Origin of the sequence: Martinezella paranaensis, from assembly GCF_014200235.1 — a bacterium.
GTDB classification, from domain to species: Bacteria; Pseudomonadota; Alphaproteobacteria; order Rhizobiales; family Rhizobiaceae; genus Rhizobium; species Rhizobium paranaense.
In genome coordinates this window covers 320,256-333,307 of record NZ_JACHBI010000002.1, presented here as the reverse complement: position 1 = coordinate 333,307, position 13,052 = coordinate 320,256, and the positions used below count along the sequence as shown (strand labels likewise).

The 13,052-nt window shown below is 60.0% G+C and carries 11 protein-coding genes and 2 pseudogenes; 7 read left to right on the top strand and 6 right to left on the bottom strand.

The window, feature by feature from the left end; all coding sequences use genetic code 11:
- Positions 1–56 precede the first annotated feature (56 nt).
- The 6 genes from GGD50_RS07665 to GGD50_RS07640 form a co-directional block, all read right to left on the bottom strand.
- Positions 57–962 carry a heme-dependent oxidative N-demethylase family protein gene (locus GGD50_RS07665; protein WP_107109183.1) on the bottom strand — a complete coding sequence of 302 codons (906 nt, stop codon included), beginning with the start codon at positions 960–962 and terminating at the stop codon, positions 57–59.
- 9 nt (positions 963–971) lie between these two features.
- Positions 972–1,340: a nuclear transport factor 2 family protein gene (locus GGD50_RS07660; RefSeq protein ID WP_107109182.1), complete on the bottom strand. Its 369-nt coding sequence runs from the start codon at positions 1,338–1,340 to the stop codon at positions 972–974.
- Positions 1,341–1,366: 26 nt separating this feature from the next.
- Positions 1,367–1,651 (bottom strand): YciI family protein, encoded by a 285-nt coding sequence (locus tag GGD50_RS07655; protein ID WP_107109181.1) that lies wholly within the window; start codon positions 1,649–1,651, stop codon positions 1,367–1,369.
- A gap of 4 nt (positions 1,652–1,655) precedes the next feature.
- On the bottom strand, positions 1,656–2,297 hold the full coding sequence (locus GGD50_RS07650; RefSeq protein WP_107109180.1) for an aminotransferase class IV family protein: 642 nt from the start codon (positions 2,295–2,297) through the stop codon (positions 1,656–1,658).
- A complete protein-coding gene (locus GGD50_RS07645; RefSeq protein ID WP_107109179.1) occupies positions 2,282–3,442 on the bottom strand; it encodes an aminodeoxychorismate synthase component I in 1,161 nt (386 codons plus the stop codon). Before GGD50_RS07645 ends, GGD50_RS07650 begins: the two co-directional genes overlap by 16 nt.
- 285 nt (positions 3,443–3,727) lie before the next feature.
- Entirely contained in the window at positions 3,728–5,581 is a 1,854-nt protein-coding gene (locus GGD50_RS07640) for a M3 family oligoendopeptidase (RefSeq protein WP_107109178.1), read from the bottom strand.
- Between the two features lie 326 nt (positions 5,582–5,907).
- On the opposite strand from GGD50_RS07640, the pseudogene GGD50_RS07635 reads away from it, so the two are divergent.
- The 7 genes and pseudogenes from GGD50_RS07635 to GGD50_RS07610 all read left to right on the top strand — a co-directional run.
- Positions 5,908–7,158, top strand: a pseudogene (locus GGD50_RS07635) (sigma-54-dependent transcriptional regulator); the annotation flags it as partial.
- A gap of 123 nt (positions 7,159–7,281) precedes the next feature.
- A pseudogene (locus GGD50_RS33475) lies at positions 7,282–7,491 on the top strand (helix-turn-helix domain-containing protein); the annotation flags it as partial.
- Between the two features lie 174 nt (positions 7,492–7,665).
- Positions 7,666–9,642 carry a peptidoglycan L,D-endopeptidase MepK gene (locus GGD50_RS07630; protein ID WP_107109176.1) on the top strand — a complete coding sequence of 659 codons (1,977 nt, stop codon included), beginning with the start codon at positions 7,666–7,668 and terminating at the stop codon, positions 9,640–9,642.
- Positions 9,643–9,962: 320 nt separating this feature from the next.
- Positions 9,963–10,895, top strand: coding sequence for a LysR family transcriptional regulator (locus GGD50_RS07625; RefSeq protein WP_107109175.1), 933 nt, complete (start codon positions 9,963–9,965; stop codon positions 10,893–10,895).
- A 141-nt stretch (positions 10,896–11,036) separates the two neighbouring features.
- Positions 11,037–11,750 (top strand): SDR family NAD(P)-dependent oxidoreductase, encoded by a 714-nt coding sequence (locus tag GGD50_RS07620; RefSeq protein WP_107109467.1) that lies wholly within the window; start codon positions 11,037–11,039, stop codon positions 11,748–11,750.
- An 86-nt stretch (positions 11,751–11,836) separates the two neighbouring features.
- Positions 11,837–12,076 carry a tautomerase family protein gene (locus GGD50_RS07615; protein ID WP_107109174.1) on the top strand — a complete coding sequence of 80 codons (240 nt, stop codon included), beginning with the start codon at positions 11,837–11,839 and terminating at the stop codon, positions 12,074–12,076.
- A gap of 252 nt (positions 12,077–12,328) precedes the next feature.
- Entirely contained in the window at positions 12,329–13,003 is a 675-nt protein-coding gene (locus tag GGD50_RS07610; protein WP_107109173.1) for a type 1 glutamine amidotransferase domain-containing protein, read from the top strand.
- Positions 13,004–13,052 lie beyond the last annotated feature (49 nt).

Genomic DNA, 13,052 nt, shown 5'->3' with positions numbered 1-13,052 from the left:
CTCTAACCATAAATTCATGTCACAATAAAGAGCCGTCCTGGCTTATCGGGTAAATGTCAATCCGGTGACGCAACTTCCGCAAGCGCTCGCAATTGCCTCACCAACTCTGCTTTCTGATGGGTGAGGCCCTTATAGGCCGTCTGCTGTTCATCCAAAGCATCCAATTGTGCGGCAAAGCTCGATGCCAGTTCCGGGGCCTTGGGATGGCCGGCGATCGCCGCGATCGGGTCGACATAGACGCGGATGGTGAAGAGGATATCGCCGGATACCGGCAGCTTGCGTAGCGTTTGGCGCTCGACGCGGGCAAAGCTGGTTTCGAGCGTGGGAGCCGTGCTGGCCGGCGGTCGCCTGTGCTTCGAAGTCGGGAGGGACAATTCGTTTGTCGTGCTCACCGACCAGTTCATCCGCTCGACGGGCTGCGTCACCTGCAGATTGTCGAAGATGCGGTTGATGAGAACGGCATTGCGGGTGCCCTCGCTGAAACCGGGCACGTCGGCATGAATCGCCTGCATCGGCCGGCCGAATTTTTCCTGGAGCGACCAGGAGGAGGGGAAGGCGACATGGCCGGCGACGAGATGCCAGCCATTCTCCTTGCGCCGCATGATGACGAGATCGTCGGCGACGAGCGAACCGGCTTTCAGAAGCGGCGGTAGGTAGGGATCGGCGAGATCGATCGCGTGACCGGCGGCGGAGACGATATCGCCTTGACGACGATAGATCGCGGGATGCTGTTCGCAGAGATAAGCGCTCAGAAGATCAAGGCATTCCTGCTGCGCATTCTCCGATCCGTCTTCGGAAACGAAAATATCGTCGCGATGATCGCGAAGAAGCTCTCGCTTTTCATCGAGGTAGCGCCTGAGGTCGGCGTCCGGCTCGATCCATCTTGCCGGATCGAGCGGCAAGAGACCAATGGTGAAGGGCTTTGCGGAGCCGTCATAGGGTGTGTAGGTCAACAAGGTCATGGATGGAGCCTACTGAGTCAACGTTCCCTGATGGAAGAGCATCCGCCAGCGCTCGACCGCTTCCAGCCGCCAGATCGAACTGCGGAGCGTCCTGACGTCACGTCCATCCGGATAGTGGAGGGTTGCACGATAGGTCACGAGCGCGAGCGTATCGGAGAGCATTTTTAATTCAAAACCGGTCAGTACCCGTGAAATGCCGTCGGGCTCGCCCTCGGTGAGCCGATCGACGATGTCGCCAAACGTATAGAGCATGCCTGAACTGCCGATCTCGCGAAACTCGGCGGACAACAGTTCCTCCAGCGCCGGTCTCGATGCACGCACCGCCGGATCGAAAAGCCGTTCTTCCAATTGTTTCAGATGTTGACTGAGATCATCCATCGCGGCGACGCCCTCCCGGTTTTCAATCAGGCTTTCAGCGCCTCCAAACCTTCCACGACGGTCGTCAGAGCGATTTCCGTCACTTCATAGGCGGCGACGCCGTGGATGGTGAAGGGATCGGCTGCGACATAGGCTTCCAGTTCATCACGGTCGCCCAGGGCAAAGATGATGCCGCCAGTGCGCGGCACCTTGCGGCCGGACGCGAGGAACCAGCCCTTCGCATAACCTTCCTTCACCCAGGCCATATGCGGCTCCATGTGCTCGTCGGCTTCGTCATTGCCCTTGAGATAGGTCAGGGAGAGGATGAACATTGCGTCAATTCCGTATGAGTTGTGCGCAGATCAGTCCGCGCAGGGAGTTTCCGACATAAAGCTCACCTTTTTCCAGATCGTCCAGCCTTATCCGGCCGACGCGGGCTTTGCGTTGGCAAATGAGTTCGGTGCGCAACACACCGGCAAGCAGGCCGGAAGAGATGGGCGGCGTTCGCAATGGACCGGAACCCTCGTCGAGGAATACAGAGGTAATAGTGCCCTCGCAGACCTCATCCCTTTCATTGAGCAACAGCACTTCGTCGGCCTCCGCCGGCGAATATTCGGCGCGGGCAGCCTCATAGACGGACCGGCGAGTGGTTTTGACGCGCAGCAGCGTGTCGGCGGAATCAAGACGGGTTCCGGCGATGCGGACGCGCCAGGTGGCGTCGGGTGCAAGGGGCGTGAAGGCGGCGGTCGTGACTTCCGTCCGTCCGGCGCGATCGAATGTCAGACGGACCCGCAATGGAGCGTTCGCGCCGGCGACGGCCGCATCCAGTTTCGTTAGCGCATCCTTCGGTGCGGGAAAACCCAATCGGCGGGCGGAACGCTGGAGGCGGGCAAGATGCAGGCGCAGGCGCAGGAAGCCCGTCTGCGGCTCATAACGCAGCGTCTCGATCAGCGAAAAGTCCTCTAGCGCCGGATCCATCGGTCCCCCACGGCGAAGCGTGCCTTCAGCAGGCATTCTTCATATTCCGCCTCCGCCGTCGAATCGAAAACGATGCCGCCGCCGACATTGAAGACGGCGCGGCCGTCGTCGAACAGCGTGATGGTGCGGATCGCCACGGAAAAACGCATAGCGCCGCTCGGCGCAATCATACCGATCGCCCCGCAATAGGCGTCACGCGGGCCGACTTCGAGGTCGTGCAGAATTTCCATCGCCCGAATTTTCGGCGCGCCGGTGATCGAGCCGCAGGGGAAGAGTGCCGCGAAGATATCGCGAATGGTCATATTGGGGCGCAGCTTCGCCTGCACATGGCTGACCATCTGGTGCACGGTAGGATAGGTCTCGATCTCGAAGAGTTTCGGCACGTCGAGCGTGCCGACCTCGGTGATGCGCGAGATATCGTTGCGTAGGAGGTCGACGATCATGCGGTTCTCGGCCTGCGTCTTCTCGTCGGCAAGCATGGCGCTGATGATCTCGGCATCCTCGGCGTCGTTGGCGCCGCGCTTGGCCGTGCCCTTCATCGGATGCGTCTCGATCCAGCCGTCGTCGTCGGTGCGGAAGAAGAGTTCGGGCGAGCGCGACAGGATGACCGGGCCGCCGAGATCGACCAGCGCTCCATACTTCACCGGCTGGAGCTCGATCAGCGACCAGAAGGCGGCGCGGGCGTCGCCGTTCCAACGGGCCGTGATGGGCATGGTGAGGTTTGCCTGATAGCAGTCGCCCTGGCGCAAATGCCAATGCAGCCGGTCGAATCTCTCTTTATATATGGAGGGGTTCCACGCGGCCGTGGCGTCGGTCAGAAACGCCTCGTTTTCAAGGCGTTGCAATGGCTGGGCGAGGGGGTGGCCGTCCGCCGCCGGAGCGTCGAAGACGCCGAATGAGAGCAGCGGCGTCTCGCGGTTCTCCTCAGCGAAAGGGGCAAGCTTTTCCTCGAAGAGGTGACCGGCCTCATAGGCCATATAGCCCGCCAGCCATTTTCCGTCCTCCTTCGCCTTTTGCATCCGGTCAAGGGCATCGAAGAATTCCGCACGTGTTTGAGCCGTGATGATCTCCGCCGGCTCGGCAAAGAGCATCACCTGTCCTGTGCTGTCGTCCCGGAAGAGGACGTAGGGTTGGGTATCGGCCATGTTTCGGCCTGTATAGCTTTCTTGTTGTGTCGATTGTCAGGCGCCTTCGTATTTGGCGCACCTATGTGCCTGGCCCTCACCCTAACCCTCTCCCGCGAGCGGGGTGAGGGGACCAGTTCTCTATCCGCCGTACCGCTCGTGTCCAGACGATCAGCGAGCGATTTGCGCAGGATAGCTCCCTCTCCCCGCATGAGCGGGGAGAGGGCTGGGGTGAGGGGCCAGGCACGAAGGCGCCATAACGACGAACATGCCTGACTTGCTCATCTTCCGAACAAACAGGAAGACTTAGTTTCTATCTAGCGCCTCCAGCTCATCGATAAGCCCTTCGATCATCGACAGTCCCTTACTCCAGAACGACGGATCGGTGGCGTCGAGGCCGAAGGGCTTCAGGAGTTCGGAGTGATGCTTGGTGCCGCCGGCCTTCAGCAGCTCGAAATATTTCTCCTGAAAGCCCTGCTCGGCATTCTGATAGACGGCATAGAGCGAATTCACCAGGCAGTCGCCGAAGGCATAGGCGTAGACATAGAAGGGCGAGTGGATGAAGTGGGGGATATAGGCCCAATAGGTCTCATAGCCCTCGGAAATCTTGATCGCCGGTCCGAGGCTTTCCGATTGGACTGAGAGCCACAGCTCGCCGATATCGTCCGCTGTCAGCTCGCCGTTCTTGCGGGCGGTGTGCACCTTGCGTTCGAATTCGTAGAAGGCGATCTGGCGGACGACCGTGTTGATCATGTCCTCGACCTTCTGGGCGAGCATCGCCTTGCGCTCGCGCTTGTCTGTGATCTTGTCGAGCAAGGCGCGGAAGGTCAGCATTTCGCCGAAGACGGAGGCCGTTTCAGCCAGCGTCAGCGGCGTCTGGCACATCAGCGCGCCCTGGCCGCCGGCAAGCACCTGATGCACACCATGGCCGAGCTCGTGTGCTAGGGTCATGACATCGCGCGGCTTGCCCATATAGTTGACGAGCACATAGGGATGCGCCGACGGAACGGTCGGATGCGCGAAGGCGCCTGGCGCCTTGCCGGGGCGCACAGGTGCGTCGATCCATTCCTCGTCGAAGAATCGCTTGGCGATCGCGGCCATTTCCGGAGCGAAATTGTCATAGGCGGAAAGAACGGTCTGCTTCGCTTCGGTCCAGGGGATCAGCGCATTCGAGGTCTCGGGGAGTGGCGCATTGCGGTCCCAGAAATTCATCTGCTCCATGCCGAGCCACTTGGCCTTCATCGTGTAATAGCGATGTGACAGGCGAGGATAGGCGTCGCGCACGGCGGCAGCCAATGCATCGACCACCTCGCGTTCGACGCGGTTGGCCAGATGCCGGCTGTCGGCGATGTCCTCGAAGCCGCGCCAGCGGTCGGCGATGTCCTTATCCTTGGCAAGCGTATTGGTGATCAGCGTGAAGATGCGCAAATTGGCCTTGAAGGTCTCGGCGAGAGCCATTGCCGCCTTGCGGCGCACCTCGGGGTCTTTCTCCTGCAGCATGTTCAAGGCGACTTCCAGCGGCAGCTTCTCGCCGTCTACCTCGAAGCGCAGCTCCGCCATCGTCTCGTCGAACAGGCGATTGAAAGCGGCGGCGCTGGTCATGGATTTTTCCAGGAATAGCTGCTCCAGCTTGTCGTCGAGCTGGTAGGGCTTGTCCTTGCGCAGGTCGACGATCCAGGGGCGGTAGTGGCCGGCGGCCGGGTCGTTCACCATGCAGGCATCCATCGCGGCATCGTCGATGCGATTAAGCTCCAGCGGAAAGAACAGCAGATGGGCGGAATAGTCGGTCAGCCGCGCCTGCACGTCGCCATAGAGCTTGCCGTTGGCCGGATCGCTGGTGTTGGAGAAATAGGTGAGGCCGCCGAAGGAGCCGAGGCGGCCCATGATATCATCCAGCGCCTCATATTCCTTGAGCGCGGCACCGATGCCTGCCTCGCCGGTCTTGGTGGCAGCGTCGGCAAGCTTGCCTTTCCACTTTTCCTCGAAGGCGATCGCCGCCTTTCCGGCCTTCTCCATGTCACTGACGAAGGCCGTGGAGGTGGCGGAAGGATAGAGGTCGCTGAGCTTCCAGGCGGGCAGGTCGCCGAGCGCGGGATTGGTCGCGGCGGCCGTCGGGCCGGCGGAAAAATTAAGGGATGAATGGAGCGAGGTCGGGCTCATGGGCGGTATTTCCTCTGCTTTTCTTTGCGGAACAGTCCGGTCTCTCCGTGTCTATTCGGCTGAAAAGGCGACGGCAAGGGCGGATTTCCCTGGAGCGCTGTCTATTCATTTGAACGCACAGAGATGGCGCTAGTCTTTTGAATCTAGGGCATCTTATCCGCTTGCAGGTGATCGCGCCTGAAAGCCGGATACTCTGGGATCGACAACGGAATTCATAGACGACGTTACATTCGTCATAATGATTAAAATACGATGCTTTGGCAAAACTTCGTGTTCAAGCCTTTCTGCGAAGGTCCTCATCAGGTTTCGCATGAAGTGAGGCACCAATGACCGTATTTAATAGCGCCAAGGGGGGCGCGCAGATTCTCGTTGTTGAGGATGATCCGATTCAACGGCGTCTGCTGAAAAACGCTATCGAGCGGCACGGACACGTTGCTCATCTGGCGGAGAATGGCCGTTTCGGCCTTGAGATGCTGAAGCGCAACAGCGAGCAGATCAATGTGATCGTGCTCGACCTCATGATGCCGGAGATGAACGGCATCGAGTTTCTGAGTGCGCTGAGCGATATGGGCACCGATCTGCCGGTCATCGTGCAGACGGGGCAGGGCGGTATCGAGACCGTGGTGCAGGCCATGCGGGCCGGCGCTTTCGATTTCGTCGTCAAGCCGGTATCGCCGGAACGGATAGCGGCTTCAATCGCCAATGCGCTGAAGCTCGATCAACGTGAGGCGCGGGCTCGCGCCGGACGCAGATCGCGGACGAGCACGATCAGCTTCGACGACATCGTCTCGGCGAGCCCGGCGATGATGCGGGTGATCGATCTTGCCCAGCGCGCCGCGCAATCGAACATCCCCGTGGTGCTCGAAGGCGAATCCGGCGTCGGCAAGGAGCTGGTGGCGCGTGCTATCCAGGCCGGCAGCGACCGCGCTGGCAAGCCGTTCGTGACGGTCAATTGCGGTGCCATTCCGCACAATCTTGTCGAGAGTATTCTCTTCGGCCACGAGAAGGGCGCCTTCACCGGCGCTGCCGAGCGGCATGTCGGCAAGTTCATGGAGGCCGATGGCGGCACGCTGTTCCTCGATGAAGTCGGCGATCTGCCGCTGGAGGTGCAGGTCAAGCTCCTGCGCGCCGTGCAGCAGGGTGAGATCGAGACGGTCGGCGCACGCGTTGCCCAGAAGGTCAATGTCCGGCTGATTTCGGCGACCAACAAGGATCTGATCGAGGAGGTAAAGGCCGGCCGGTTCCGTGAAGACCTCTACTATCGCCTCAACGTCTTCCCGATCACCATGCCGGCGCTGCGTCGCCGTAAGGAAGACATTCCATACCTCGCACGCGCCTTCGCCGATCGATTTGCGCTCGAACAGAAGCTCGGTCATTCGCTTTCGATCAGTCCTGGTGCCCTGGCATTGCTGACGGCCTATGACTGGCCGGGCAATATCCGCCAGCTCGAAAACGCGGTCTTCCGCGCTGTCGTGCTGTCGGAGGGTTCGGAGCTGGTGGAAGCCGACTTCCCGCAGATTGCGGCACAGTTGCCTGGCTATTTCACCGCCGAGCATCCGACCTTAGTTGTGGATAATTCCGAGGCTTTCAGCAGCGGTATGGACCCCGACGAAAGATTTGAACGCGGCATGCGTGTCATTTCCTCCGATGCGGCTACAACTCCGCCGCTTTCGATCGTCGACACATCATCTGCTCCTCAATCGGATAATGTCATCGCCAGCACGGACCCGTTCGGCGACGTCAGAAAGCTCGCAGATGTTGAGGAAGAGCTTATTCGATTCGCTCTCAAATTCTATCGAGGACAAATGAGTCAAGTGGCAAGGAAGCTCGGAATCGGGCGGTCGACTCTCTATCGCAAGTTGAAAGACTATGGGATAGACCCGGATGACCCGCAGAAACATGCGGCCTGAGCGTATATTAACGTTTAGGCAAGCATATTTTGTTACCTGTCGTAAAGCACTTGTTAGTGCATCGTTCACCATGTATGAAGAGGGCGACCATGTGTGGCATTTTTGCCATCGTGTCACCGCAATTGACAGCCATTTGGAACACGATGCGACATTGTCTGTCGGACGGGGATCGAATTGCCGAATCTGAGTGGAAATACCAAGCCTAATAGCTTGAGCAGGCTTTTTGCGTGCTCGGAGATATTGCGTAAGGTGGCCAAGGTCGTAGCCGTTGGTCTGCTTGCGATGGCCGTTTCCACTCCGGTTTTCGTTGGCTCCCCCTCCCAGGCAGGCGGCGAAACCCGCAGCCTCAAGATCTACTACGTCCATACAGGCGAAAAGGCAGTCATCACCTACAAGCGCAATGGAAAGTTCGATCCGGACGGTCTGGAGAAACTGAACCGCATCCTGCGCGACTGGCGTAAAAACCAGCCGACCAAGATGAACCCGCGCTTGTTTGACCTGATCTGGGAAGTCTACCGCGAAAGCGGTTCGCATGAATTCATCTATGTCGTCTGCGGCTTCCGCTCGCCGGGAACCAACGAGATGCTGCGCACGCGTTCGGCCCATACGGGTGTCGCGAAGAAGAGCCAGCATATGCTCGGCAACGCGATGGATTTCTATATTCCCGATGTCAAGCTCACCAAGCTGCGCGAGATCGGCATGAAGCTGCAGGTTGGCGGCGTCGGCTATTATCCGACGTCCGGTTCGCCCTTCGTGCATATGGACGTCGGCGGCGTGCGCGCCTGGCCGCGCATGGATCGCCAGGATCTCGTCCGTCTCTTCCCCGATGGCAAGACGATGCATATTCCGGCTGATGGTCGGCCGTTGCCGGGCTATCAGGAGGCGGTTGCCGACTACAAGCGCCGCATGTCTTCCGACGATATCCAGATCGCCAGCGCTTCGCATGCGCGTCGCGGCTTCTTCGCCAGACTGTTTGGCGGCGGCGGCGCGGATGAGGAAGAGGACAATGCGGATGAAGGTGCGCCGACGACGGCAGCGCCGGCCACCCTTGTTGCCAGCAAGAAGACCGACCAGGCTCCCGCAACCGCGGATGACGGCGACGACAGCCAACCGGCTACGCAGGTTGCCAGCATAAACGCGCCTGTTCCACAGGTTCGTCCAGCCTTCGGCAACCAGCCGGCGGGCAGCGAAGTGGCTTCGGCTCTGCTGTCGCAGCCGCATAACGCCGCTCAGGATGCGCTTACCGCGGCCATGCCGGATGCAAACGGCCAGCAGGACCAGCAATATGCGGATCTTCGTGACTATCGCGTTCCCGTGCCGGCACTACTTGACCGTCGCTCGCCCGGTGATGCCGAGCTAGCCTCCGCCGAGTCGGACGCGAAGGATCAGACCGCCGACGTGCCGGTTCCGGCCGAGCGTCCGGAAGTGGCTGAAAGCCTGCTCGCCTCCGCCGATGCCGATCCGGATGCGATCGATGATGCGGCCGACGAAGGCACGCTGTCGCCGTCGATCGTGGCGGCTCTCGAACAGCATCGCGTCGATCAAGCGGATGCGAATGCCGGCGTTCCGGTCAATGTGGCTGCTAACAATGCCGCATCCAAGGACGAGATACCGCCGAAGAGTGTTGCGGATGCCACGCCGCCGGACGAGAACAATACCGCTGCCGATAATGACGCCGTCCGGGCTATTGCAGCGGTCTCGCCGCAGAAGCGGCCGGGACAGCCGATGCCGATGCAGGTTGCCGCACTTGCGCCGACTTCCAACAAAATCAAGGTCAACAGCGGCCGCTTCAACGACAGCTTCGAACCGGCGCGGTCGCAGGAGAGTCCGATTGCTGCCGGGATGGCGACCAAGGGTGGCCGGCCGAACAAGCAGGATGCCGCAGTGGCCGATGCAGGTCGCGCGACGGTGACCACCGAGCCGAAGCTGACCGAGAAGATGATCTCGCAGTGGGCGATCACCAATGCCCGCGTCGAGATCGTCAACCGCCCGGTCAAGGCTCCGCGCTTCGTCAGCCCGACGCTGCGCGCTCAGCCGACCGCCGTCTATACCGACGGCTTCAAGGTGCAGACCGCGTCGATCGACCCGGAACGCTTCAGCGGTACGGCCGTGAACTTCCTGCAAGTGAAGAAGTTCAATTCGGTCGAATAGCTGACTGCCGCCATTCCCAAAAGAAAACCGTCGACGCGGTCAGTTCCGCTTCGACGGTTTCAACTATTCATCTCATCTAGGTTCGAACGGAGCTGAACGCTGTTCCGAGTTCAGCCGAAAACGCTTTTTGGCATGCTCCCATGCAGCCAAGTGGCGGGCTTTGTCGAGCCGAAGACTCTCATCAGAGCACCAGGCTTTTATTGTACGATGGTGTCGCCGATGCCCTTGGATAGGGTTCGGGCGGAGAGCGCCCATATTTACGCCAGCCGAAAATCCGACGAAAACTGTCCGCCACGAACCACATCCTGCGGAGCCTTAGAATGGATCGTATCGACGCAATGAGGGTTTTCGTCACGGCGGTCGACGAGGGCAGCCTTGCCGGGGCGGCGCGCAAGCTGAAGCGATCGCCGACTGCGATCAGCAGGGCGCTCAGCTCGCTGGAGGCCCATGTCGGGGTCGAGCTGCTGCATCGGACGACCCGCACGCTCAAGCTGAGCGAGGCCGGTCAACGCTATGTGGCTGCATGCCGGCGGGTGCTCATCGAGCTGGAAGAGGCCGATATGGTAGCCGGAGGCGAGCGGTCGTCGCCGCAAGGCACCCTGACCATTTCGGCGCCGCCAATCCTGGGCGAAGAGGTTCTACGTCCCATTCTGGATGATTTCCTCGAGCTCCATCCGAGCGTCTCCGTTCGATTTCTGATGCTGGATCGGTTCGTCAACCTCGTCGACGAGGGCGTCGATCTTGCGCTTCGCATCGGCAACTTGACGGATTCCTCTCATATCTCGACCCGGATCGGCGGCGACGTCAGGCGCGTCGTGGTCGCATCCCCCCGCTATCTTTCTGGCAATCCCGATATCGTCGAGCCGTCCGATCTCGCCAAACATCAGATCGTGGCGTTCAGCAATTTCGGCCTCGAGTCCTGGAGCTTCACGCCGGCGAAAGGATCGCCAATACCGAGAACAGTGCATTTCACGCCTCGGTACATCGTGAACAGCGTGCGCGCCGCTGCAGCATCGGCCGCAGCGGGTATCGGTTTGACGCGGCTTTATTCTTATCACGTCGCGGAATATGTCCGGGACGGGCGGCTGAAGATCGTGCTTGCCGATGCCGAGCATCCCGCGCTTCCAGTTCACTTGCTCGCGCCACAGGGCCGCATGTCCGTGCCAAAGGTGCGTGCCTTCGTCGATTATGCCGTCCCTCGTCTGCGCGTCGAGCTCAGTCGTATAGCGACGGAGGCAGGCTCCTTGGCCTGATTATGCCGATATGCGGATGATTGTCTGCCAAAGGCCGACAATTCTCCCGAATGATGGATGCATCTAAATCAATAGCACCAACGCCGACGGCGTCGGGCGGCCCCGAAACCTCCGGCCGCTGCACTTGAAAGGATGCACATCATGAGCAGTCAACAAAAAGTTGCCATCATCACCGGAGCATCGCAGGGGATCGGCGAAGCGCTAGTTCGAGCCTATCGTGATCGCAACTATCGTGTCGTTGCGACCTCGCGGTCGATCAAGGCCAGCTCCGACGCAGGCGTACATGCTGTGGCCGGCGATATCGCCGATCCGGAAACCGCGGAACGCGTGGTGCGCGAGGCATTGGAGCACTTCGGCCGCATCGATACGCTGGTCAACAATGCCGGCGTCTTCCTTGCCAAGCCGTTCATCGAGTTCACGCAGCAGGACTTCGACCACAATATGAGCGTGAACGTCGCCGGTTTCTTCCACATCACCCAGCGGGTTGCTGCTGAAATGCTGAAGCAAGGCTCCGGCCACGTCGTCAATATTACGACGAGCCTGGTCAATCAGCCGATTGCCGGCGTACCGGCAGCGCTCGCCTCTTTGACCAAGGGCGGCCTCAACTCGGTCACCCAGGGACTGGCGATAGAATTCGCGAAAACCGGCGTTCGGGTGAATGCCGTATCGCCGGGGATCATCAAGACGCCGATGAATTCGCCGGAAACGCATGAGGCGCTTTCAGGTCTGCATCCCGTCGGCCGGATGGGTGAGATCCGCGACATCGTCGATGCCGTGCTTTATCTCGAGACGGCAAATTTCGTAACGGGTGAAATCCTCCACGTCGACGGCGGCCAGAACGCCGGACGCTGGTAGACCGCAACGCTGAAGCGGAGAGGCGCGATCACCTCTGGTGCCGCCGCCTGGTAGTTCCCGAATCCAAGTCTTGAAAGGAGACTGTCATGCCGATCGTTACCGTACAGGTTACCCGTGAAGGAACGACTCCCGACCGCAACTCGGTCACGGCAGAAGAGAAGGCTGCCATCATCGCCGGCGTCAGCCAGGTGTTGCTCGATGTACTGAACAAGCCTCTGGAATCCACCTACGTCGTGATCGAGGAGGTGGATCTGGACAATTGGGGCTGGGGTGGCCTTCCGACGGTGCAATATCGAAAGCAGCGCGCCGCAGCGGCAAAAACCTGAGCGGCAGGCCTCCGTCGCTGACGGCAACCACTGTTGAGATGGCGGGCGATGCTCTCTGCGTCGTCGCTCACAGAACACTTGCCAGGGTTTGGTCATCATCGTAGCTTTGGGCGCCAAATCTGTTCGCAGCCGCATAATTACGCATTGTCCCAAGCATCTATCGCTGTCGACGTATGGAACCGACGCGCTTATTGCATGCTTTCGCACGCCGACAGACAGATATCCGGTAAATCTAAATCAGGAGTACTGCTGATGAGCAAGATATTGATTGTGCTGACCTCCCATGACCAGCTTGGCAATACAGGAAGAAAGACCGGCTTTTGGCTGGAAGAGTTCGCGGCCCCTTATTACGTCTTCAAAGACGCCGGGGCGCAGATCACGGTCGCATCCCCCAAGGGTGGGCAGCCACCGATCGATCCGAAGAGCGATGAGCCCGAAAATCAAACGCCGGCTATGACACGTTTCAAGTCCGACAAGGCCGCCCAAGCTGTGTTGGCGGACACCGTCAAGCTCGCGACCGTCAACGCTGCCGACTTCGACACGGTCTTTTATCCCGGCGGCCACGGCCCCATGTGGGATCTGGCGGAAGACAGGAAATCCATTTCCCTGATCGAGGATTTTTATAATTCGGGTAAGCCGGTTGCCGCCGTGTGCCACGCACCTGGAGTTCTCCGTCATGTGCAATATCAGGGGCAACCCTTGGTCAAAGGCAAGCGCGTCACAGGGTTTACGAATAGCGAGGAGGAGGCAGTCCATTTGACCTCCGTTGTTCCTTTCCTCGTGGAAGATGAGCTGAAACGCCTTGGCGGCACATACGAGAAGGTTGCTGACTGGCAAAGCTTTGCCATCACGGACGGCCGATTGGTAACTGGCCAAAACCCGGCATCCTCCACGGCTGCCGCCCAGGCGCTGTTGAAGCTGCTTTGACGACGGACTGAACCAACGATGTGACCCGGAAGGGTTCGGCTTTTCACGG